This is a genomic window from Chitinophaga sp. SVR4-12A (genome assembly GCF_056754765.1).
Map to the genome: position 1 here is coordinate 6,027,241 of NZ_JBPGWP010000001.1, position 24,384 is coordinate 6,051,624.

Below are 24,384 nucleotides of genomic sequence, written 5' to 3' on the forward strand. Positions count from 1 at the left end.
TTCGTATAAATTATGTTTTATCCTAACAGCTTTACTGCATCTTTTGCAAAATAAGTAGCGATCAGGTCTGCACCTGCACGTTTAATGCTGGTAAGCGTTTCCAGTATCGCCTTTTCTTCATTCAGCCATCCCATTTTTGCAGCTGCTTTGATCATCGCATATTCGCCGCTCACATGATAGGCACTAACAGGTAAGCTTACACGTTCCTTTATGATGCGGATAATATCCAGGTATGCAAGTGCTGGTTTTACCATCACGATATCTGCGCCTTCTTCCACATCCATCAGTGTTTCTTTGATAGCCTCCCTTGAATTGGCATAATCCATCTGGTAGGTTTTTTTGTCTCCAAAGCCAGGAGCAGAATCCAGCGCATCACGGAAGGGACCATAAAAGCAGGATGCATATTTGGCACTGTAAGACATAATGCCTACTTTATCAAAATTGTTTGCTTCGAGTATGTTACGGATCGCCAGTATACGGCCATCCATCATATCGCTGGGCGCTACAAAATCGGCCCCGGCTGCTGCATGGCTAAGGCTCATGCGGGCCAATACTTCCACTGTGGCGTCATTAACGATCTCCTGTCCGCTTACAATGCCGTCATGACCGTAAGAAGAGTAAGGGTCCAGCGCCACATCCGTCATCACTACCATTTCCGGCACGGCCTGTTTAATGCTTTTAATGGCGCGCTGCATCAGGCCTTCAGGATTTACAGCTTCCGTGCCTTTATTATCTTTCAGTTCATCTGCACATTTCACGAACAGCAATACGCTTTTAATGCCCATGCTCCACAGTTCCTTCGCTTCTTTTACAGTATTGTCCAGTGAATACCGGAAATAACCTGGCATAGAGGAGATCTCTTCCTTCACCTGCTCACCTTCAGTAATGAACAGGGGGGCAATAAAATCGCTTGGCTTCAGTATTGTTTCTGTTACCATAGCGCGTATTGCCGGAGAGGTCCTCAATATTCTGTTACGTCTCAACATCTTGTTATTGATTTATATTCATTTAATAATCATCCGCACATCACTTCGCCCATTCCCTTGGTTTCAGGTACTCCAGCAGCTGTGCTTCCGGGCTTCCCGGCGCAGGATGGTAGTCATATTCCCAGCGCGCACGGGGCGGAAGGCTCATGAGAATGGATTCTATACGCCCGTTGGTTTTCAGGCCAAACAGGGTGCCGCGGTCATGGATCAGGTTAAACTCCACGTAACGCCCCCGGCGGTATTCCTGCCAATCTTTATGGGCGGAAGTATAGGGAAGCTCCTTCCGCTGCTTTACAATAGGCAGGTAGGCTTCGAGGAAAGCCTGCCCATTTGCACGGGAGAATTCAAACAATTGATTGGCGTCCCTGTTGGCGTCTGGCCGCAGGTAATCATAGAAGATGCCGCCAATGCCCCTTGCCTCGTTATTGCGGTGTTTATTCACAAAATACTCATCGCAATGTTTTTTATAGAGCGGATAGAGTTCTTTGCCAAATGGGTCGCAGGCGTTTTTAAATGCCTGATGAAAATGCTGGCCGTCCTCTTCAAATAGATAGTAGGGGGTAAGGTCGGCGCCACCGCCAAACCAGCTGTCCTTTAAAGCGCCATCCTTATCATACAGCTCAAAATAACGGAAATTGGCGTGCACCGTGGGTACAAAAGGGTTCAGCGGATGTATCACCAATGAAATACCACAGGCCATAAACTGGCTGTCGTTTACTTTAAATTGCTGGGCCATCGCTTCCGGCAATGCGCCGTGTACAACAGAGGTATTTACACCGCCTTTTTCAAATACGGCGCCATCAGCGATTACCCGGGTTTTACCGCCACCGCCTCCGGGACGCTCCCAGCGGTCCTCCCTGAAGACTGCCTTCCCGTCTATTGCCTCCAGCGCCCCGCAGATCTCATCCTGCAGTCCGTGTATGAATGATATGAATGATTCCTTTACGCTCATAAGGCTTAATTGCTTTTTACCGTATTCACAAATGCCTTTGCATGATCTACCGGTATATTGGGTAAAATACCATGGCCCAGGTTGGCGATATAGCGTTGTTTCCCAAAGCTCTGCAGCATGGCCTTTACTGCTTTTTCGATCTCGGGGACAGGCAGCAGCAGCTTGGCCGGATCAAAATTGCCCTGAAGGGTCACATTATTGCCTGCAAAAGCCCGGGCCCTTTGCGCCTGTATACACCAGTCGATACCCAATCCATGAGCGCCGGTAGCAGCCATTTCTTCCAGGGCAAACCAGGCGCCTTTGGCGAATACGATCACCGGACAAACGTCTTTCAGCGCTGCCACTATCTGGCGGATATATTGTAAAGAGAATGCTTCAAAATCTTCCGGGCTCAGTAAACCGCCCCATGAATCGAACAGCTGCACACAATCAGCGCCCGCTGCCACCTGTTCTTTCAGGTAAGCGATGGTGGTATCTGTCAGCATCTGCAGCAGCTGATGCGCTACCGCTGGTTGCTGAAAGCAGAACCCTTTTGCTTCGTCGAACGTTTTAGAGCCTTTGCCCTGCACCATGTAGCATAGCAGTGTCCAGGGCGCCCCTGCAAAACCGATCAGCGGCACACGGCCTGCCAGGGTTTGTTTGGTAAGGCGCAGCGCATCAAATACATAATGCAGCGTGTCCTTTACATCTGGAACATGCACCCTTTTCAGGTCTTCAGCGCTTTTAATGGGAGCGGGTAAAAAGGGGCCTGTCTTTTCTATCAGCTGCACTTCCAGTCCCATGGCCTGCGGCACAACCAGTATATCCGAAAATATGATAGCAGCGTCCACACCCACCTGGTCTACCGGCATAACGGTAATCTCTGTGGCCAGTTCAGGGTTCTGGCAGCGTTCAAAGAAGGAGTATTGCTCCCGCAGTTTAATATAATCAGGCAGGTAGCGCCCCGCCTGGCGCATCATCCATACAGGTGTACGCTCTGTTGATTCTCCGCGTAAAGCTCTCAGCAAAAGGTCGTTCTTCAATGCGCTCATTCGTAGCAGTTAATGTTGTTAAAGTAAAATATAGCTGTTTGCACCATGCTTTCCGCACGCGGAGCGGTGCTGATAATAACTTTGTTGTCGGTAAAATTTGCTACCGTGTCGGCCGTTGTGGCGCCGATGGCAAAACAGACAGTAGTTTCCGGCAGCCTGTTCGCGGAAAAAAAGCTGGTCACAGCACTGGGACTGAAAAAGAATATGCCATCGTAATCCGCCCCTGTAATCACGGGCGTAGGCACATTTTCATACAACACGATCTCGTGTACCCTTACACCGTGTGTGCTAAGTATGGATGGTAATTCTTCCCGGCGCTGCCGCCCGCAGAAGAAATAAACATCCCTCACATCTACCAGCTTCAGTATGGCATTGGCCAGTGCGGTAGCATTGGCCGCGGTAGCCTTCACCGGGCTGGCTGGCAATGCTTCCTGGATGGCTTGTAAGGTAGCTGCTTCCAGGCAGCATACCTGCCAGTGGCCGCCTACAGCATCATAAGGGCCTGCCTGCGGCAGGTAATGCTGTTCCAGCGTTCTAACCGCATGGGCGCTGGTGAACACGGCTATGATATTCCGGGATAGTAATGGCTGTATAGTGGCCCATAGTTCTTTCGTTACCAGGGGCTGTATATCTGTGAAGGCCTGTACACTGATGTCCAGTCCTTGTGCTGCTGCTTCCTGCAGGAGGTGCTCAGACAGCGGCCTGGTACATAATATGCGTGGGCGTTCATTTGGCATTTTTGATCTCCGCTACAATTTTAGCTCCGCCTTTGGACAACACCTCTTCCGCAGCTTTCCTGCCCAGGTCTGTTGCCTGGTCCGGTGGTGCCTGTTTGGCTGCTTCCAGGAAGGTCTGCCCATCCAGGCTGCTAAGCTCTCCTGAAAAGAACAGGGTGTTATCCCTGATATACGCATATGCGCTTATGGGAGTGGTGCAACCGCCCAGCAGGGTACGCAGAAAATCTCTTTCTATATGAGTGCAGAGTGCAGTAATGGCATGGTGAAGGGGGGCACAGGCTTCCCGGCAAAAAGCGTCATCTTCCCGGCATACGGCTACCACGGCGCCCTGGGCAGGGGCAGGCAGCATCCAGTCCAGTTCTACAGATCTTTCGGGGCGCAGGTGGATCCTTTCCAGTCCGGCTGCTGCAAAAATAGCAGCATCCCAGGGCTCGGCTGCCAGCTTCTGTAAGCGGGTGTTCACATTGCCCCGCAGGTTATGGATCTGGTGTTGCGGAAACCTGCGCAGCCATTGGGCTTTGCGCCGCAGGCTGCTGGTAGCTACATGGGCCACGCCATTGGGCTGTTCCAGGAAGGCGGTGTCCTGCTTATATACAAGCAGGTCTCTCACGGGACCTCTTTCCAGCACGGCCGCCTGTACAATATTTTTTGGTAGTTGAGTAGGAACGTCTTTAAGAGAGTGAACGGCAATATCAATACGGCCGTTCAGCAGGGCAGCATCCAGCGTCTTGGTGAAAATGCCCTGTACGCCTATTTCGTACAGCGGTGTCACCAAATCTATATCGCCTTCGCTTTTTATCAGCACCAGCCTGGCGTCATAGCCCTGTTGGGTAAGCAAATCTTTTACCAGGTTAGCCTGCCATAAGGCCAGCTGGCTTTCCCGGGTGCCTATCCTGATTTCTTTTTGCATGAATTAATCCTGGTTAATGCCTGTCTCAAAAATGTCGTTGATCATGGCTATGTACAGATCGCTTTTGTCGGTTTCCTTGCGTACTTTACCTGCCATCAGGTTGATCATTTTCTGTATAATGCGGGAAGAGACTTCCTCAATATCCTCCAGGTCGTAATGAGCGCCGTTCTTCTGCTGCTGTATCTCGCGGGTATGGATTTCGTGCAGCTTATCTTTCACTGCCTTCAATACAACGGCATGTTTACGCATTTTGTACCAGTACAGGAATTCCGCCATGTGCTCTTCGATGAGGGAGAGGGCCTTGGGCACCTCTTTCAGTCGCATTTGCAGGGTCTCATCCTGTACTTTGGACAGCTGGTCTACGTTCACCAGCTCGATCTGCGGCAGCGCACATACAGCCGGTTCCACGTTAAAAGGTATAGAAAGGTCAATGACCAGTTTAGGGCCACTGTTTTTCAGATGAGAAGCCAGAACGGTAGGCTGTGGCGCATTGGAGGCCACCAGTATCACATCGGCCGCCTGCATGGTAGGGATCAGCTCCTCGTACGGCGCAAACTTTAATCCGTGCAGGCCTGCAAATTCTTCCGCCACGGATGCAGTACGGTTAATGAGGGTAATATCTTTTACGCCCAGGTACTCCATCATATTCTTGCAGGTGTTACGCCCTATCTTTCCAACGCCCAGCAGTACGATCTTTTTATGTTGAATATCCGGTACTTTCTTTTCCAGGAGCCGTACCGCTGCAAAGGCTACAGATACGGTGCCGGCGCTTAATCCGGTCTCATTCTTGACCAACTTGGACACCTGGAGCACGCTGTTCACCAGCCTTTCCAGGAAGCCGCCCAGGCAGCCGTTTGATTTAGCAAAGCGGGAGGCCGTTCTGAGCTGCCCTATGATCTCATAGTCGCCCAGTATCTGTGAGTCCAGCCCTGTGCCCACCTGATACAAGTGTTTCACGGCATCTTCTCCGGAGCGGATGTAAGCCAGTTGTGCAAAAAGATTGCAATCCCCGTTGGTTTCATGGCAGATCAGCTCCATGAGCTGTTGCGCACTTGGAGCAAAACCGTAGATCTCTGTTCTGTTACAGGTAGAAAGTACGAAAAGGTCATCCAGTTGCGTCGCCTTCGCCTGCTCCAGCAGGTGTTGATATTGCTCCTGATTCAGAGCAAATAACCCCCTGATAGCAGCATCCGTCTTTTTGTAGTTGATACCAATACTGTGAAAATTGGTAATATCTTTTGAATAGGTGACCTGCATTGTAGAGTATAAGCTTCCGGCTGCAAAAATACTTGCATACAGGCAAACAAAGGCCTCAGGCTGTCATTAGTATGTCATTTGTGGCGTTTATGACACAGCTAAGACAATGGTCACAAAAAAGATGATTTTTATCAGTTCTTCTATATTGTGATTCTAACAATTGTATGACATTTTATAAAAGATTGACGAAATAGAACCGTTACTTTTGCAACAATTTCTGAATAATGGAAGCTAGATCTGATGTAGGGATAGTGTTGATGAACCTGGGATCGCCCGATTCCACAGCGGTTCCCGACGTGCAGCGCTATCTGAATGAATTCCTGATGGACAAACGGGTGATAGATTATCCATATTTATTACGATGGTTGCTGGTAACACGTATCATCGTACCCAAACGTGCGCCCAAATCCGCCGAAGCATACCGTTCTATCTGGTGGGAAGAAGGATCTCCGCTGATCGTGTTGACCAAACAGTTGCAAAAAGCGGTGCAACATGATCTGCAATTACCGGTAGAGATTGCCATGCGCTATGGCAACCCTTCTCCGGCAGCAGCCTATGATAAACTGCTGCAGCAAAACCCTCAGCTGAAAGAAGTGATACTGCTGCCCTTATACCCGCATTACGCCATGTCTTCTTATGAAACGGCAGCGGAGTATGCAAAACAGGTCCATCAGAAAAAGAACTACCCTTTCAAATTAACGGTCATACCGGCGTATTATGATGCGCCTGATTATATTGAAGCAGTGGCGGAAAGTATGCGCCCTTACCTGCAGCAGGATTATGATCATGTGTTGTTCAGCTATCACGGAGTACCGGTAAGGCACATACGAAAGGGCGACGTTACCGGTAAACACTGCCTGCAGATCAATGATTGCTGCCATGCAAAATCAGCTGCGCATGAATTTTGCTACCGTCATCAGGTATATATCACTTCAGAGCTGGTGGCCGCTAAACTGGGCCTGCCGGCCGATAAATGGAGTGTTTCGTTCCAGTCAAGGCTGGGCCGTGAAGAATGGTTAAAGCCCTACACGGCAGAACAGTTCGAAGAGCTGCCCAAACAGGGTAAAAAGAAACTGCTGGTAGCATGTCCCGCTTTTGTATCAGATTGCCTGGAAACACTGGAAGAAATAGCGGTAGAAGGAAAACATACCTTTATCAGCAACGGCGGAGACAGCTTTACCATGATCCCTTGTCTTAATGTGCACCCGCTTTGGGTACAGGCAGTGGTGAAATGGTGTAGCCAACTGGCTGCTAAAGGCTAAAAATATCCTCATGAACAATATCACCCTTATTGCCGGCGGAGGTATCGCCGGCTTAAGCCTTGCTTACGAACTGCAAAAACGGAGTATTCCTTATGTGATATTGGAAGCCGGCCATGAGCCCGGCGGAGTAGTACATTCTTTTGTGAAAGATGGTTTCGAGCTGGATGCAGGCCCTAACTCAATAGGCGCCACACCTGCCACCATTGCATTTATAAGGGAGATCGGCCTGGAGCCCGAAATGATGGAAGCATCCGCCGCCAGCAGGAACCGTTTCCTGGTGCGTGGCAACCGCCTGCATCCTATCTCTCCCAATCCTGCTAAAATATTATCTTCCCCCTATCTCAGCGGCGCCGCCAAGTGGCGTTTGTTCACAGAGCGTTTCAGGGCCGCACAGCCAGCTGCAGAAGAAGAGTCGGTGGCTAGTTTCATACAGCGCCGCTTTAACCGCGAAATATGCGATTACCTGTTTGATCCGATCCTTTCAGGCATTTATGCAGGAGACCCTGCACGCCTGTCCATACAGGAAGTATTGCCTTTTCTCCCCCGCTGGGAGAAGGAATACGGCAGCGTAACCAAAGGCCTTTTCAAGAATAAAGCTGCCATGGGAGGCCGTAAGATCGTCGCGTTTAAAGGCGGTAACAGCAGGCTGATAAAACATTTACAGTCGCTGTTAACAACACCGATACGGTTTAATAGCCGCATCACCGGGGTGGAACGTAGCGCCGCGGGTTATAATGTGCAGTATAATGTGAATGGGCAAACGGAAATGATCCAGGCGGCGCGTTTGGTGTTTACCACGCCCGCCTACGCTACAGCAGCCATTTTACAGGGATTGGATCCGGCCCTCGCTCAGTTGTTGAACGGCATCATCTATCCGCGTATGGGCGTATTGCACCTGGGCTTTGAGCGGGATGCCGTACAGCATATGCCCGAAGGTTTTGGTTTCCTGGTGCCTAAGGCTGCCGGTTTGCATTTCCTGGGCGCCATCTGCAATTCCGAGATCTTTCCCTCCAGGGCGCCGCAGGGTAAAGCATTGTTCACAGTGTTCACCGGTGGCGTGCAACAGGAACATTACTTCGACGAAATGAGCGACGAAGCCCTGCAACAAAAGATCCTCAGCGAGCTGGGAACATTACTGCAATTGAACCGGCCACCCCTCATGCAGCACTTCAGCCGCTGGGAGAAAGCCATTCCGCAGCTCAACATCGGTCACCGCCAGGTACGTTCAGCCGTGCAGGCTTTCGAAGAACGTTTCCCCGGTATTTTCATCAGCGGCAATTACATGAGCGGAGTGGCAGTGCCGGCTATCCTGCAACATGCAGGCGGACTGGCAGAGAAAATAGCTATTGGCATGTAGCTTTTGGCTATTGGCGATCGCCGCGACCAGGATCAATTTTTCAGCTCTTCCATAGCTAACAGCTAATAGCCAAATGCTAATAGCTGAAATAATTTATTCCCCTTCTATTCAATTCTTGCCGTTTTTTCTTTAAATTCCATTATAAAATTCCACCAGATGATTGCAGGAGTCCTCAAAGAAAAAACAGGCGAACAGCGGGTGTCTTTGGTACCGGAAGTCGTAAAACAGCTCGTCCAGCAATCTGTCACCGTGTGGGTGGAACCCAATGCAGGCGCTGCCGCTTTCTACCCCGATGAGGCCTATGCGGCCGCCGGCGCGCTGATAAAGCCGGCAGCAGAGATCCTGCAGCAGGCAGACCTGATCCTGGCGATACAGTTGCCTGACGCCGCTACCTGGAATGCCATCCCCAATGGTAAAACACTGGCAGGTATTTACCAGCCCTTATATAACGCGGCCCTCATGGAGGAGGCAGCCGCGCGTAAACTCACCCTTTTCAGTCTTGACAGTATTCCCCGCACCACCCGGGCCCAGAGTATGGATGTGCTCAGCTCCCAGGCCAATATAGCCGGATATAAGGCGGTATTGCTCGCAGCGTACACCTATGGCCGTTATTTTCCCATGTTCATGACTGCAGCAGGCAGTATAGCGCCCGCCAAAGTGCTGGTACTGGGTGCAGGCGTGGCCGGTTTGCAGGCAATTGCTACCGCCCGGCGCTTAGGCGCTGTGGTAGAGGTATTTGATACCCGACCGGCTGTTAAAGAAGAAGTGATGAGCTTAGGCGCGCGCTTCGTAGAAGTGGATGGCGCTGCAGACGCCAGTAAAGCCGGCGGTTATGCAGTGGAACAAACTGACGCGTATAAACGTAAGCAGGAAGAGAAAATAGCGGAAAGCATTGCCAAAGCAGATATTGTGATCACTACTGCGCAGATCCCGGGCAAAAAGGCGCCGGTGCTGGTCACCACCACCATGCTGGAGCGGATGCGCACGGGTGCGGTAATAATAGACCTTGCAGCCGCTACCGGCGGAAACACTGAACTGACAAAAGATAACAGCACCATACACCACAAAGGAGTCACCATTATCGGTAACTCCAACCTGGCGGCAACGATGCCTTCAGATGCCAGTAAGCTATATGCCCGCAACCTGTATAATTTCCTGCAGCTGGTGATCCACGGCGGACAGCTGTCGCCAGACTTCCAGGATGATATTGTGCAGGGCGGCTGTATCACACACAACGGAGCCATCGTGAACGAAAGAGTGAAAGCCCTCCGCACATCTTCTACCATTATTAATTCTTAATACCATACTATGATCCTCTCCTTTGTACAACAGCATATTGAGCTGATCTACATCGTGATCCTTTCCATATTCCTGGGCATCGAAGTCATATCCCGGGTGCCTTCCGTACTGCATACGCCTTTGATGAGCGGCGCCAATGCCATTCACGGCGTGGTGATCATCGGCGCTATCATTGTGATGGGAGAGGCCGATGCAGAGAATTACCTGGCGCTCATCCTGGGCTTCCTGGCCGTGATATTGGGTACGCTGAATGTAGTAGGCGGCTTTGTGGTGACAGACAGGATGCTGGAAATGTTCAAATCCAGGAAATCAAGATAAGTACTCTAAAAATTGAGATATGTCCCTTAGCGTGTTATCTATCATCTACCTGATCGGCTCTGTTACATTCATTATCGGCCTGAAGATGCTCAGCCACCCGGCCACTGCCCGTAAGGGCAACCTCATTGCCGCCGGCGGTATGACGCTTGCCATACTGGGCACTATCTTCCTGTATGAAAATAACGGGGAGCGCCTGCACAACCATGGATGGATCTTCGCCGGCCTGCTGATAGGCGGCGTAGTAGGCGTGCTGGCCGCCAGGAAGGTGAAGATGACCGCTATGCCGGAAATGGTAAGCCTGTTCAATGGTATGGGCGGCGCTTGTGCCGCCCTGATATCGGTGGTGGAATTTAACCATATGGTCACCACGCCTTCCGCAGGCATTGCTACCGCTCTTCTTCCGCAGCTGCGTGAGCTGTCCGGTCTGGAGCATGCTTCACTGGGTGGCCGCCTGCTCATCATCCTGCTGGGGCTGATCATTGGCACCGTCTCTTTTGCCGGCAGCATGATCGCCTGGGGAAAACTGAACGGGCGGATAAAAGATTTTGCTTTCAAAGGACAGCATATCGTGAACCTCGTGGTACTGGGCGTTTCCCTGCTTTCTGCGCTCTACCTGGTAGCTACGATCGACCAACACGTGGGCGTTGAGCTTTCCATCGGCAACGGCGGTGGCCTGACCATACGTGTAGCCGGTATTGTGAAATTCCTTTTCTATCTCATCCTATTGCTTTCAATCGCCTACGGCGTCTTATTTGTAATGCCCATCGGCGGCGCGGATATGCCGGTAGTGATCTCCCTGCTGAACTCTTTCACAGGCGTAGCCGCTGCCTGTGGAGGATTTTTATATAACAACCAGGTAATGCTTACCGGTGGTATCCTCGTCGGTTCTGCAGGTACCATCCTCACTATACTGATGTGCAAGGCCATGAACCGCTCGCTGAAGAACGTGCTGATCGGCTCTTTCGGCGGCGCCAAAGCCGGAGCAGCCAAAGAGCAGGGACAGTATAAATCCATTGCTGTTGCCGATGCAGCCGTGGTGCTGGCCTACGCGCAAAAAGTAATGATCGTGCCGGGGTACGGACTGGCAGTAGCGCAGGCCCAGCACGCCTGTCATGAGCTGGAGAAACTGCTGGAAGATAAAGGCGTGACCGTATTATACGCCATTCATCCGGTAGCAGGCCGAATGCCCGGGCACATGAATGTACTGCTGGCAGAGGCAGACGTGCCCTATGAAAAGCTGCTTGAAATGGAACAGGCCAACGAAGCTTTTCCCACCACAGATGCCGTGCTGGTATTGGGCGCAAACGATGTGGTGAACCCCGCTGCAAAAACAGACCCGGATAGCCCTATTTATGGCATGCCTATCCTCGAAGTGGAAAAAGCCAAAATGGTGATCGTCAATAAGCGCAGCATGAAACCCGGCTACGCAGGCATCGAAAATGACCTCTTTTTTCAACCCAAAACATCTATGCTGTTCGGCGATGCCAAGCAGGTATTGCAGCAACTGATCGCTGAGATCAAGCAAGTGTAACGATAGTTGTCAGTCGTAAGTTGTCAGTTGACAGTAACTGGTGCAACTTTCTATCCGCTTAGATCACTGACAACTTACGACTGACAACTGACAACTTTTTATACCTTAATTTTGCCCCAAAGTTTTTTCATTGTCTTACTTACCACCCGCATTATTATCAAGTTTGGCCGGCCTTCCCGGTTTTGACGAAGCAGCGTTTGTACAGGTACATACCAGCGGAGAACGGGTGACCTCCCTGCGTGTCAACCCGGCCAAGCTGCAGGATCCGGCCCTGCAGGAAAAAGTGCTGCAGTCCTTAAGCCCTGCGCCGCTCAGCCCCGTACCCTGGTCGCAATACGGGTTTTACCTGCCGCAGCGCCCTTCTTTTACCTTCGATCCCTTTTTTCACGCTGGCGCTTATTACGTACAGGAAGCTTCTTCCATGTTCGTGGAATTTGCCATGCGCCAGACCTGCGACCTGGAGCAGCCTTTGAAAGTGCTGGACCTCTGCGCCGCGCCTGGCGGTAAAAGCACTTTACTGCAGGCTATTATCAGCCCGGATAGCTTACTGGTATCTAATGAAGTGATCCGCGCAAGAGCAGGACTGCTGGCCGACAATATCAGCCGCTGGGGCGCCGTTAATGTAGTAGTGACCAACAACGATCCCAGGGATATGGCGCGCCTGTCCGGCTTTTTTGATGTAATGGTGGTAGATGCGCCCTGCTCGGGTTCAGGGCTCTTCCGACGCGATCCGGAAGCAGTGGCGGAATGGTCGCTCGAGAATGTGACTCTCTGCGCCCAGCGCCAGCAGCGTATTCTGGCAGATGCCTGGCCTGCTTTGAAAGAGAATGGTATCCTCATCTACTCTACCTGCTCTTATTCCAGGGAAGAAGATGAAGCTATCCTGGACTGGCTTTCAGCCGAACTGGACGCTGATAATATACCGCTTACAGTACCAGCCTCCTGGAACATTATTACCACTGTATCGGACAAACGAAAGAGTGAAGGCTACCGCTTCTATCCCGATAAAATAAAAGGCGAAGGGTTCTTTATAGCCTGCTTCCGTAAAAGGAATGGGGATAACTGGCAGCCCAGGAAACAGAAAGATACGCTGCCCGCACTCGCCAAAAAAGACCGTGAAAAATTACAGCCCTGGATCAGCAATGTGGATCAGCTGTTCTGCATGGAGCACCAGGGAGATGTGCTCCTGTTGCCGGAAGCCGTCACTCCTGCAGTGGCGGTATTGCAACAACAACTATATTTGCGCAAAGCAGGCGTGAAGGCAGGGCAGCTGGCGGCGAAGGAATTAGTGCCTGATCACCAGCTGGCCATGAGCAGGCTGCTGGCGCCGCAGGTGCAGAAAGTAGCGCTCACAAAAGATCAGGCCTTGCAGTACCTCCGCAAGGAAGACCCGGCACTGCAGCTCAGCACAAAAGGCTGGGCGTTGATGGAATATGAAAATATGCCGCTCGGATGGGCGAAAATATTACCGAACCGCATCAATAATTATTATCCTAAAGAGCTCCGTATTTTAAAAGAGATCTAAGGTTTTCACACAAGGGATATTCCAGAATTTTTCAATTTTAACGCATATATTCGTTGCCTGAAAATGCGTTAGCATATAAAATGAGTTAGTATGGTAAGATCAATTTTGATAATAGGGGCAATTATCTTGGGGGCGGCGCGCGTGCAGGCACAGGACACCCTGGAAATACAGGGTACAGCGCCTGATCTGTACGTAACGCACACAGTGAAAAAGGGTGAGACTTTTTATAGCCTGTCCCGTGCTTACAGTGTTCCTCCCAAAGAAATCGCAGCACAGAATAACCTTTCTTTTGAAGGCGGATTGCAATTGGGCCAGAGCGTGAAGATCCCCCTGACACAGAGCAATTTCCTCCAGGGCGGCGACGCCGGCGGGCACCCGGTATATCATAAGGTATCAGAAAAAGAAACATTGTACCGTATCAGTGTTAACTACAATAAGGTGCCGCTGGATAATATCCGCCACTGGAATAATTTCACGGGTGATGGTGTAAAGAAAGATGGCTACCTGATAGTGGGCTACCTGAAAGGCGGCGCTAACGGCGCAGCTGCAGCGCCTCCCGTTTCACACCCTGCTCCGGCCACGCCGCCGCCTGCCACTGAAACCACTACAGTAGTGAAGAAAGAGCAGGCGCCTCCTCCTGCATCCGTAACACCTGCGCCCCCCGTGATCACACCGGCGCCGCCTGTGCAAACCAATACCGAGCCAGCAAAGGAAACAGTGAAGAAGGAAACGCCTCCGCCTGCAACACCCAAGAAAGAACAGGCGCCTCCTCCGGCAGCTAACCCGCCGGCATCGGCTTCATCTTCCGGCGCCAGCTTTGAGTCGATCTACGAACAGCAAACCGCAGGCAAGAAGGTGACCACCGAGAAAGGCCCTGGTTCCTGGTTCAAGAGCAATGCCGGTGCAGGTAAGTATTATGCGCTGCATAACACTGCTTCCCGCGGCACGATCATCAAAGTAACCAATCCGCTGAATGGTAAATCTATCTACGCCAAGGTGCTGGAAGCCATTCCACAGATGAAACAGAACGCCGGTCTTATTATCAAGCTGAGTGATTCTGCCATCGAGGCACTGGGTACTAATGAGACGAAGTTTTACTGTGAGCTGAGCTACGAAAACTAGCGAATTAACACTTAATATAAGAGAACGCTTAACAGGGAATGCTGACTGCATTACTTGTTAAGCGTTCCTGTTTTCAACGCCTGGAGCCCTGCGTTTTGCGCCTGGCCTGTTGGGTAGACGGAACGGTAGATTCCCGGATGATCAGTTTTGTTTTGAGCAATACGGCCGGCGCTTTTTTGATCGTATAATCATTCTTCACCACGGCGTTTATATCCTGCAACAGCAGCCGGGCAGCTTCCCGCCCCAGGTCGAAAGTAGGTTGCGCCACAGTGGTAAGCCCCGGTGATACCAGCTGCGCCGAAAGATCGTTACTGAAACCTACTACCGCAATATCTTTCGGGATAGACAATCCCTTTTGTTTGATCACTTCCATCGCAGCAATGGCAGTGGGATCGTTGATGGTGAACAGCGCATCCGGCGGCTCCGGAAGATCCAGGAAATGTTTGATGTAGATCCTTACCTTCTCCAGTGTAAGGTCGTAGCTGATGATCAGCTCCGGGTCTACAGGGATCTTATGCTTCTTTAATGCATCCAGGTAGCCCTGCTGCCGCAGCCGCGTATTGATCAGTGAATCTGGTCCGGCCAGGTGGGCAATCCTTCTGCGCCCGATCTTTATCAGGTGCTCTACGGCATGAAAGGCCGCTTCATAATCATCTACTACTACATGCGGTACATTCAGATCGTCGCTGGTACGGTTAAAAAACACCAGCGGAATGCCCCTGCGCTGTATCATCTGGAAATGATCAAAGTTCCGGGTCTCTTTGGTATGCGAAACAATAATGCCGTCTACATGATACGACAATAGCAGTTTGGTGTTGAGCACCTCTGCATTATACGATTCATTGTTATGGCAGATGATGGAATTATACCCGGCGGCATGCAATACTTCCTGTGCGCCGATGATTACGGAAGGGAAATAGGTAGACATAAACTCGGGCACCATGATCCCGATAATGTTGGTGCTGTTTTGCGCGAGCCCTAGTGCCAGCGGGTTACGCTGGTAATCCAGTTTCTGGGCCAGTTCCAGCACGGCAGTGCGTGTTTCCGCATTTACATTCGGATGCCCTGTCAGCGCCCGTGATACCGTTGATTTGGATATATTTAACTGCCTGGCAATATCAATGATGGAGATATACTTCGATTTCATAACGTGGATTTTAACCCCTTGCACGCAAATGTAATAAATTGGGAACATTCCCAATAAAATGGGAACGTTCCCACGAAAAAAAGATGCCCGCTTATTTGTTTAATCGGTTTTGTTTAACAAAATTTGATGCAGGAAGAAAGTTCGATAGCGCTTTGATGTAATGCTGTAGCGCTTTCTATGTAACAGCCAGATCTAATAATTTAAATTCCACGGTATGCCCGCATGCCGTTTTCTTAAACGGGGTATCTATTGGGAAATTTCCCATAATCAGTTTCAATTGTTCGTATGACTACTGCCATCGATACGGGGGTTATTTTTATCTTCTCATTATTTGTGCTCTTCATCGGGATCCTGTTCGCCCGCACCGGCAGAAATATGAAATCTTTTTTTGCAGGAGGAGAAGCAGTACCCTGGTTCATCGGCGGCTTGTCATTGTTCATGAGCTTTTTCTCTGCCGGTACTTTCGTAGCCTGGGGCTCTATTGCTTATAAATATGGGTGGGTGTCTGTAACCATCCAATGGACCATGTGCCTCGGCGGCCTGGTAACAGCCCTGTTCCTCGCCCCACGATGGAAACGTACCGGCGCCTTAACAGCTGCCGCCTTCATCAAAGAGCGTTTGGGAGTGCCTGTTCAGCAGTTCTATATCTTCATTTTTATGCTGGTGTCGCTGGTCAATAAAGGCGCTGTATTATACCCCGTTGCCAAACTGGTAAGCGTTTCCCTCGGCTTTCCGCTGGAAGCCTGTACCCTGGTGCTGGGTGTGATGATGATTGCTTATACCGCAATAGGAGGCTTGTGGGCAGTAATGGTAACAGATATCCTCCAGTTTGTGATCCTGACGGCGGCTGTATTGATCGTGCTGCCCCTCTCTTTAAATGCGGCCGGCGGCTGGCAATCCTTCACTGCAAAAGTGCCTCCTGATTTCTTCCAGGCTTTGAACGGAGAATACACCATTGGTTTCATGCTTGCCTTCACTTTATATCACATCTGCTATATCGGTGGCAACTGGACCTTTGTACAGCGTTATACCAGCGTGGATTCGCCCAGGTCCGCAAAAAAAGTGGCCTTTCTGTTTGCGGCGCTGTATATCATCAGCCCTGTTATATGGATGCTGCCACCCATGATTTATAAGAGCATTAACCCTTCGCTGCAGGGATTGGATGCAGAGAATGCCTACCTGCAGGTGTGCAGGCTGGTACTGCCCTCTGGCTTAATGGGCCTCATGCTTACCGGCATGTATTTCTCTACCTCTGCCACCGCTAATACTACCTTGAATGTAACCGCTGCCGTGTTCACCAACGATATTTATAAGGGATGGATCAATCCCGCAGCCAGTCAGCAACAGCTGATCCGCATGGCCCGCCTGTCTTCTTTCATGCTCGGCGCTGGCATGATCGGCATCGCACTATTGGTGCCCGCTGCAGGAGGAATGATAGAAGTAGTACTGACCATTGCCGCCATTACCGGTGGGCCGCTGCTGCTGCCACCCGTGTGGGCCTTGTTCTTCAAACGCCTTAGCGGAAAGGCGGCATACATCATTACTGCCGCCTGTCTGCTGATGAACCTCTGTTTTAAATTCATCACGCCCTGGTTAATGAACTTGCGCTTAAGCCGGGCAGCAGAGATGGTATTGGGCGTAGCGCTGCCACTGATCATGCTGGCCGTATATGAGTTCATCATCGCATCCCGCAAAGCAGCATCCCAGGATTACCTGCAGTACCAGGCATACCGCAGGCAACAACAGCAACGTGCTGCAGAAGATGTGGCAGAGATGGCAGCTATCCATCGTCAAAACCTTTTCGGCTTACGCGTGATCGCCTTTGCATTAGGCTTTACCGCATTACTGCTCTACGTACTGGGTATGATTGCCGCTAGCGGTAATGCATTGGTAGCCGGTATTGCCACCGCCATATTATTTGCCGCCTTGATTCCGCTGCAGGCAGCCAATCGTTTGAAGCGGCGATTAATAGCGCAAACAGCTGGCAAAACTCCATCGCCGCCTGTTGTCACCAACGCAGGTTAATCCTGCTTGTATTTACTGAGTTTTATTTTATCAATATAAACAGGATTATTTATGATAATCAGAGAGGAGCGTACTGCCCAGACGAGAAGTAACCGCCTGATCAACCTGCAGGCAGATCTCATCATTACCGGTGGAGGTATATCCGGTGTTTGTGCCGCCATTACAGCTGCCAGAAGCGGTATACGCGTAGTGCTCGTACAGGACAGGCCCGTGCTGGGAGGCAATGCTTCCAGCGAAGTACGGTTATGGATCCTGGGCGCTACTTCCCACCTGGGAAATAACAACCGCTGGTCAAGAGAAGGCGGCGTGATCGATGAGATCCTGATCGAGAACCTGTATCGTAACAAAGAAGGCAACCCCCTGATACTGGATACTATCTTACTGGAGAAAGTAACAAAGGAACCAAACATCACCCTGCTGCTGAATGCTGTAGTATACGAGGTGCATAAATCATCAGAACGGCGCATAGATCATTTGCGCGCCTTCTGCAGCCAGAACTCCACAGCATATGAGTTAAAAGCACCCCTGTTTTGCGATGCCTCCGGGGATGGTATTGTAAGCTTCCTGGCAGGCGCCGCCTTCAGAATGGGCGCTGAAAGCAGGGACGAATTCGGTGAATCGCTGGCGCCGGATACCAACTATGGTGAGCTGCTGGGCCATTCGCTCTATTTCTACAGCAAAGAGGCCCCGCAGCCGGTTAAATACGTAGCGCCGGATTATGCGTTGAAAGACATCAAACAGATTCCGCGTTACAAACAGCTAAGCCCGGGCCTCAACGGTTGCCGCTTATGGTGGATAGAATATGGCGGACGTGCAGACACCGTCCATGATACAGAACAGATCAAATGGGAGCTCTGGCGCATTGTATACGGCGTGTGGGATTATATCAAGAACTCCGGCAATTTCAAAGATGTAGACAACCTTACGCTGGAATGGGTGGGCGCTATTCCCGGCAAGCGGGAAAGCAGGCGCTTTGAAGGCTATTACATGCTGAACCAGCAGGATGTTATCCAGCAACGCTCCTTTGACGACGCGGTAGCATTTGGCGGCTGGGCCCTTGATCTGCATCCTGCAGATGGTGTGTACAGTGAACTGCCCGGTTGCAACCAGTGGCACACCAAAGGCGTTTACCAGATCCCTTACCGCTCTTATATCAGCAGGGATATTGACAACCTTTTCTTTGCAGGTCGTATCATCAGCGTTAGCCATGTAGCCTTCGGATCATCACGCGTAATGGCTACCTGCGGCCTGGGAGCACAGGTAGTAGGCGCTGCCGCAGCGTTATGTATACAGCATGGATTGATGCCGCAGCAGCTCACGGAAAAGCCCTGCCTCCGCCGCCTGCAACAGCACCTGAACCGTATGGGCCAGAGCATTCCGGGTATCGCCATCAGCAGGGATGATAAGGATCCGATGAATACTGTCGATATCACTGCATCTTCTACTTTCGCTTTAGCAGAAATACCTTTTAATGGTCCCTGGATGGCCCTGGAAGAAGGCGCCGGACAACTGCTGCCCTTCAGTAAAAATGAACGCTACCAGTTTAAAGTAAAAGTAAAAGCAGCAACAGCTACTGTGTTGCGCGCTGCATTGAAGATAGGGGAGAAGCCCTCCAATTACACACCTGAGATTACATTAGAAACGCTGGAAATACCCGTGCAGGCCGGGGAACAGTGGGTGACCCTTGCTTTTACAGCGCCCATTCCCGGCACGCAATATGGCTTCCTGATCTTTGACGCCAATCCTGCACTAGCCCTGCAGGGCAGCCAATGGCGCTACAGCGGTATCGTATCTGTTTTTAATGGTAAGAATAAAGCCGTGTCTAACGATGGCAAACAGCTGGCGCCTGAAAATTCAGGAGTCGACAGCTTCGAATTCTGGTGCCCGCGCAGAAGACCGGAAGGGCATAATATAGCCATGACCGTAACACCGGCATTGGCGCCTTATGATGCCGTACACCTTACCAACGGCTTCACACGCCCTTACCTGGGCGCTAATGCATGGGTAGCAGATCCGTTGGATGCGCAGCCTTTCCTGCAGCTGCAATGGGATACGCCCAAAGACTTGCATACACTCACGCTTCATTTCGATACGGATTTTGATCATCCGCTGGAGTCCTCTCTCATGGGGCATCCGGAAGATGTAATACCTTTTTGCGTAAGGCACTACCGCATTTATGATGAAAGGGGGGCATTAATTCACGAGCAACGGGACAATTATCAAACTATCAATCACATTGTATGGGACAAGCCCATCAGCACATCCGCACTGCGCATTGAAATGGCGCATCCTGCCGATCATGTACCGGCAGCCATTTTTGAAATACAGTGCTCCTGAACCGGGTGCTGTTCTGTCTTTATTTAATACCACGGTTATGAAAAAACATCTATCAGATCTGTTCATGCAAGTATGGATACTGTTTGCCATACTATTTATCCCGCTGTCGCTTGCTGCGCAGGAAGCGGTGGTGAAAGGGAAGGTGGTGTCTTCCGAAAAAGGAGAGCCACTGGCCGGCGTTACCGTAAGGCTGAAAAATGCCAACGCTGGTACGGTCACCGATGCCAACGGCTGGTTCAGCCTTGCCGTAAAACAGGCGTCACCGGTACTGGTGTTTTCTTTCACCGGTTACCTGGTGCAGGAAATACCGGTGAACGGGCAGCGCGAGATCAATGTTACATTGTCGCCCGATCCCAAGGCATTAGGCGAAGTAGTGGTGGTGGGTTACGGCACGCAGCAGAAAAGTAATATAGCTGGCGCTATTGCTTCTGTAAAGTCGGCAGAATTGAAGCAAACGCCGGTGGCCAACGTTGTACAGGGCTTGCAGGGCCGTGTGGCCGGCGTACAGGTTACGCAGAACTCCGCTGCTCCCGGTGGTAGTGTAAGTATGCGCATCCGTGGTAACAACTCTATCAACGGCAGCTCCGAGCCCTTGTACGTGGTAGATGGTGTACAGCTGTCCAACTCCGGTGGTATCAATGATATCAGCAGTCTTTCAATTGTCAATCCCAATGATATCGAATCCGTAGAAGTATTGAAGGATGCCTCCTCCACCGCTATTTATGGTGCGCGGGGCGCTAACGGCGTAGTGTTGATCACCACCCGCCGCGGTAAATCCGGTAAAACACGTGTGAGCTATGATGCCTACTACGGCGTGCAGCAGGTCACTAAAAAGATGAAGATGATGAACGCTGCCGAATTTGCACAGCTGGAAAACGAGGTCTATCATACCAACATTTATGAGAACCCTGCCTCCCTGGGCGAAGGCGTCGACTGGCAGGACCTGATCTTCCGCGATGCGCCTATTCAAAGCCACCAGATCTCCGTATCAGGCGGCAGTGAGAAAACACAGTTCGCGTTGTCTGGTAACTATTTTAACCAGCAGGGAGTGATGATCAGCTCCAACTTTAAACGCTATTCTTTCCGCCTGAATTTCGATCACCGCGTGAACGACCTGCTGAAGATAGGGACCAGCCTGTATACCAGCTACGTGATCAATAACGCAGTGCCTACCGGCTCCACCAATATAGATGCAGGCGCCGTTACCGGCAGCATACTGGGGGCCGCCTTAGGCGCACCGCCTACCATGCAGCCTTATAAAGAGGATGGCAGTATCCTGCCCTTCGGAGATCAGTTCAACGGGCGTTACCGCGAAGTGGTGAATCCGCTCGGATTGGCGCAGATCCTGAACCGCGATAAGACCAGCAGAACATTTGCCAATATTTATGCAGAGTTCACACCGCTGAAAGGCTTGACCTACCGGGCTAATTTTAACCCGATCATCTCTTCCGGGTTGGGAGATTATTATTCTCCGCGTTCCATCATGAATACCGGAGACCTGGTGTCTGGCGGTGGAACAGCCCGGAAGGAGAACTCCAATAACGTGGTGTTGCTGCATGAAAGTGTGCTTACTTATCAAACGCGTTTTGATCAGCACTCGCTGAAATTCACCGGCGTGTTTGCCACACAAAGCAATAACAGCAACAGCAATACCATCAATGCATCCAACTTCCCCAACGATGCTACTGCGAATGAAGCCCTGCAGCTGGCAGTAGATAAAACCGTATCCAGCACCCGCAGTAAAGACAGGCTGGATTCCTATATGGGAAGGATCAACTATGCTTTCAGGGATAAGTACCTGTTAGACCTGATCGCCCGCGTAGACGGCGCCAGCAAGTTCGGCGCCAATAATAAGTATGGCTTCTTTCCTGCAGCTGCTGTTGCATGGAGGGTATCAGAAGAACCTTTCCTTAAAAGCATCCAGGCCATCAGCAACCTGAAATTACGTTTCAGCTATGGCATAACAGGTAATGCAGGCGCTATCGGTCCTTACCAGTCGCTCGCCACTGTTGGCAGTACCAGCAACTACTATTTTAATCACTCGCCAATGAATGGCATCAGCCCCACAGGCATACCCAATCCGGATCTTAAATGGGAACGCTCCCGTCAGGCAGATCTCGGTATTGACCTCAGCCTCTGGAACGATCGTCTGAATATCACCGCAGACCTGTACAACAAGAAGACCAACGATCTCTTGTTTGTAATGGCCCTGCCCAATTCATCCGGCTACAGTTCAATCACCGGCAACTTTGCCAACCTGGAGAACAAAGGCCTGGAAGTAGCAGTAGATGCAGCTATCCTGGATGGCCCGCTGAAATGGAATGTAGCAGGCAATATCACTGTAAACCGGAACAAGCTCTTACACCTGAACAGCAGCACCAATGAATACGTGGTCAATAACTTTAGCGTACTGAAAGTGGGAGAACCGCTGGGCCTCTTCAAAACCTACATCTTTGACGGTATTTATCAGACCGGTGAAGCCATCGAGCCAGGCGGCAGCCGCACCGGTGGTATCAGGGTAAAAGACCTTAATAAAGATGGCGCCATCACTGCCGACGATCAGAAGATCATCGGCAACGCTAATCCCTCTTTCATCTACGGCTTTTCTACCAATTTGAGCTACAAACGTTTTGATTTCAGCGCTTTCTTCTCAGGCTCCCAGGGCAATAAGGTGTACAACCTGATCAGGTATACTTTCGAGAATCCCTTAGGCTCGCGCAATGTGTACAAAGGACTAGTGAACCGCTGGTCGCCCGATAATCCCGGCAATGAGTATGTGAGCGGTTTTCAGGGTGGTCGCTTACCGTTAACAGACCGTTTCATGGAAGATGGCTCTTACCTGCGCTGCAAGAACATTACACTGGGTTATACATTCCCTGCCATGAAATGGATCTCTTCTATCCGCGTATATGGTAGCGCCAACAACCTTTTCACGGTCTCCAATTACAGCGGCTTCGACCCGGAAGTGAATTCCTTCGGTAATTCCAATACGGTATTGGGGGTAGACAACCTGGTGTATCCTATTGCAAGGTCCTTCCTGCTGGGCCTGCAGGTATCTTTCTAAGCATATAACTAAACTTAAAATATTGATCCATGGCAGTCAAAATCATTGTAAAGTTTGCAGCTATCACCTGCCTGCTGGCAACATCGCTGTTATCCTGCAAACTGGATGAAACGCCTTATTCTAATATCTATACTGAAACCTTCTATAAAACGCAGCAGGATGCAGAAGCCGCATTGGCCGCTGTTTATACGGCAATGGCAGATATGTACAATGGCCCGTCTCCGCTGCTGATCGCTGACCTCAGTGCAGACCAGGTATATCCGCGCCCCGTGGTAGGCAGAGATACGTATACCCTTTTCAGTTATGACCAGGACTATACCGCTGTCAGAAGCTACAACCGCACCATGGAATCGCCGGTTGATCTCTGGAATAACTGCTACAAAGGCATTGAAGCAGCTAACTGGGTGCTGGAAAAAATACCGGGCACTAAGATGGATGCGGAGCGCAAAAAGCAGATCATCGGCGAAGCACAATACATGCGCGCCTGGTTTCACTGGATGCTGGCAAAGAACTTCAGGGACATCGTAGTGCGTACTCACCCCAGCAAAGTGCTGGAAGACGCTTATGAGCCCAAGACAGAACGCAAAGGCGTATATCAGCAGATCTATAAAGACCTGGACAGCGCCATTGCCGGGTTGCCAGACTATAGTGCTTCCTGGCCTAAAGGCCGTCCTTCTAAACAGGTGGCGCAGGCCTTGTATGCAAAGGCCGCCTTGTATAATGAAGACTGGGCCACTTCCCTGCAAAAGGCGAATGAAGTGTTGAGCAGCGGTAAATACCAGCTGATGCCTGATGTGCTGGACGTATTCAATGTGGCTAAAGAAGATGTAGCCCGCCAGGAAAACATGTGGGCTTTCGAAGCAGAATCCTCACTGCCTTCCCGCGCTTCGCAGATCATGGCATTATATGGTCCGCCCAACAGTAATGGCCCTGCCTATGGTAAATCTTCATTTGGTTCTATCTTCGCTTACCAGGCTTTTTTTGATTCCTTTGACCCGGCAGACAAGCGCCGTCAGCTCCTGGATACGTTTTATGTAGATCGTCAGGGGAAAGTGGTGAACCAGGCTAACATTACGCCTGTTACAAAAAAAGGAGTGCTGGTGAAGAAATACATGGATCCGAATTCTATTGTTGGTGCGCATGCCGTAAACATTCCACTGATGCGCCTGGCCGATGTGTATCTGGTAGCAGCAGAGGCAGCCGCCCGCCTCGCCGGGCCGGATGCCCAGGCATATGGCTATATTAACACGGTACGTGCAAGGGCTGGCTTACCCGCACTGGCAGGCCTCAGTAAGGATGCTTTTATCAGCGCCGTACTGCAGGAACGCAGCTGGGAACTGTTTGCAGAAGCCGACCGCTGGTATGATCTGACCCGTACCAACACCTTTATGCAGGTAATACCTAAAGCTGTGAATGATGTATTTCCAACCCGCAGCCCGCAGCCAAAACATCGCTATTTTCCCATACCGCTGAGTGAAATAAACGCTAATCAGAAACTCGAACAGAATCCTGACTGGAAATAAA

Annotated in this window: 18 protein-coding genes; 11 read left to right on the forward strand and 7 right to left on the reverse strand. The window is 50.8% G+C overall.

Annotation, left to right across the window (positions count from 1 at the left end; all coding sequences use genetic code 11):
* Nucleotides 1-17: 17 nt before the first annotated feature.
* Genes hemB through hemA form a run of 6 tightly spaced genes read right to left on the reverse strand, consistent with a single transcriptional unit; the run spans nt 18 to nt 5,873 of the window.
* Nucleotides 18-986, reverse strand: a complete 969-nt coding sequence (gene hemB / locus ACR9Y8_RS24535; protein WP_481215891.1) for a porphobilinogen synthase — start codon at nt 984-986, stop codon at nt 18-20.
* Nucleotides 987-1,026: 40 nt separating this feature from the next.
* Nucleotides 1,027-1,938 (reverse strand): oxygen-dependent coproporphyrinogen oxidase, encoded by a 912-nt coding sequence (gene hemF / locus ACR9Y8_RS24540; RefSeq protein ID WP_481215892.1) that lies wholly within the window; start codon nt 1,936-1,938, stop codon nt 1,027-1,029.
* Between the two features lie 5 nt (nt 1,939-1,943).
* Complete coding sequence (gene hemE, locus ACR9Y8_RS24545; protein ID WP_481215893.1) at nt 1,944-2,969, reverse strand: uroporphyrinogen decarboxylase; 1,026 nt, start codon at nt 2,967-2,969, stop codon at nt 1,944-1,946.
* Complete coding sequence (locus tag ACR9Y8_RS24550; protein WP_481215894.1) at nt 2,966-3,706, reverse strand: uroporphyrinogen-III synthase; 741 nt, start codon at nt 3,704-3,706, stop codon at nt 2,966-2,968. Before ACR9Y8_RS24550 ends, hemE begins: the two co-directional genes overlap by 4 nt.
* Nucleotides 3,696-4,616: a hydroxymethylbilane synthase gene (gene hemC, locus ACR9Y8_RS24555; RefSeq protein WP_481215895.1), complete on the reverse strand. Its 921-nt coding sequence runs from the start codon at nt 4,614-4,616 to the stop codon at nt 3,696-3,698. Before hemC ends, ACR9Y8_RS24550 begins: the two co-directional genes overlap by 11 nt.
* A 3-nt stretch (nt 4,617-4,619) precedes the next feature.
* Nucleotides 4,620-5,873, reverse strand: coding sequence for a glutamyl-tRNA reductase (gene hemA, locus ACR9Y8_RS24560; RefSeq protein ID WP_481215896.1), 1,254 nt, complete (start codon nt 5,871-5,873; stop codon nt 4,620-4,622).
* 224 nt (nt 5,874-6,097) lie between these two features.
* On the opposite strand from hemA, the gene hemH reads away from it, so the two are divergent.
* From hemH to ACR9Y8_RS24595, 7 genes are all read left to right on the forward strand, one after another.
* Nucleotides 6,098-7,135, forward strand: a complete 1,038-nt coding sequence (gene hemH / locus ACR9Y8_RS24565) for a ferrochelatase (protein WP_481215897.1) — start codon at nt 6,098-6,100, stop codon at nt 7,133-7,135.
* A gap of 10 nt (nt 7,136-7,145) precedes the next feature.
* Entirely contained in the window at nt 7,146-8,492 is a 1,347-nt protein-coding gene (gene hemG / locus ACR9Y8_RS24570; RefSeq protein ID WP_481215898.1) for a protoporphyrinogen oxidase, read from the forward strand.
* 156 nt (nt 8,493-8,648) lie between these two features.
* Nucleotides 8,649-9,791 (forward strand): Re/Si-specific NAD(P)(+) transhydrogenase subunit alpha, encoded by a 1,143-nt coding sequence (locus tag ACR9Y8_RS24575; protein WP_481215899.1) that lies wholly within the window; start codon nt 8,649-8,651, stop codon nt 9,789-9,791.
* A gap of 9 nt (nt 9,792-9,800) precedes the next feature.
* On the forward strand, nt 9,801-10,109 hold the full coding sequence (locus tag ACR9Y8_RS24580; protein WP_481215900.1) for an NAD(P) transhydrogenase subunit alpha part 2: 309 nt from the start codon (nt 9,801-9,803) through the stop codon (nt 10,107-10,109).
* A 19-nt stretch (nt 10,110-10,128) separates the two neighbouring features.
* Nucleotides 10,129-11,640 (forward strand): NAD(P)(+) transhydrogenase (Re/Si-specific) subunit beta, encoded by a 1,512-nt coding sequence (locus tag ACR9Y8_RS24585; protein WP_481215901.1) that lies wholly within the window; start codon nt 10,129-10,131, stop codon nt 11,638-11,640.
* A 130-nt stretch (nt 11,641-11,770) separates the two neighbouring features.
* Nucleotides 11,771-13,165, forward strand: a complete 1,395-nt coding sequence (locus ACR9Y8_RS24590) for a methyltransferase RsmF C-terminal domain-like protein (RefSeq protein WP_481215902.1) — start codon at nt 11,771-11,773, stop codon at nt 13,163-13,165.
* Nucleotides 13,166-13,255: 90 nt separating this feature from the next.
* The gene (locus ACR9Y8_RS24595; protein ID WP_481215903.1) at nt 13,256-14,287 is read left to right on the forward strand and encodes a DPBB and LysM peptidoglycan-binding domain-containing protein; all 1,032 of its coding nucleotides are present in this window, start codon (nt 13,256-13,258) and stop codon (nt 14,285-14,287) included.
* A gap of 73 nt (nt 14,288-14,360) precedes the next feature.
* On the opposite strand, the gene ACR9Y8_RS24600 is transcribed toward ACR9Y8_RS24595, so the two are convergent.
* Complete coding sequence (locus tag ACR9Y8_RS24600) at nt 14,361-15,434, reverse strand: LacI family DNA-binding transcriptional regulator (RefSeq protein WP_481215904.1); 1,074 nt, start codon at nt 15,432-15,434, stop codon at nt 14,361-14,363.
* A gap of 285 nt (nt 15,435-15,719) precedes the next feature.
* Between ACR9Y8_RS24600 and ACR9Y8_RS24605 the strand changes: the two genes are divergently transcribed.
* The 4 genes from ACR9Y8_RS24605 to ACR9Y8_RS24620 are packed head-to-tail and all read left to right on the forward strand — an operon-like array spanning nt 15,720 to nt 24,383.
* Nucleotides 15,720-17,459 (forward strand): sodium:solute symporter family protein, encoded by a 1,740-nt coding sequence (locus tag ACR9Y8_RS24605; protein WP_481215905.1) that lies wholly within the window; start codon nt 15,720-15,722, stop codon nt 17,457-17,459.
* 51 nt (nt 17,460-17,510) lie between these two features.
* Nucleotides 17,511-19,796, forward strand: a complete 2,286-nt coding sequence (locus tag ACR9Y8_RS24610; RefSeq protein WP_481215906.1) for an FAD-dependent oxidoreductase — start codon at nt 17,511-17,513, stop codon at nt 19,794-19,796.
* A 37-nt stretch (nt 19,797-19,833) separates the two neighbouring features.
* Nucleotides 19,834-22,860, forward strand: a complete 3,027-nt coding sequence (locus ACR9Y8_RS24615) for a SusC/RagA family TonB-linked outer membrane protein (RefSeq protein ID WP_481215907.1) — start codon at nt 19,834-19,836, stop codon at nt 22,858-22,860.
* A 29-nt stretch (nt 22,861-22,889) separates the two neighbouring features.
* Nucleotides 22,890-24,383, forward strand: a complete 1,494-nt coding sequence (locus ACR9Y8_RS24620) for a RagB/SusD family nutrient uptake outer membrane protein (RefSeq protein ID WP_481215908.1) — start codon at nt 22,890-22,892, stop codon at nt 24,381-24,383.
* Nucleotide 24,384 lies beyond the last annotated feature (1 nt).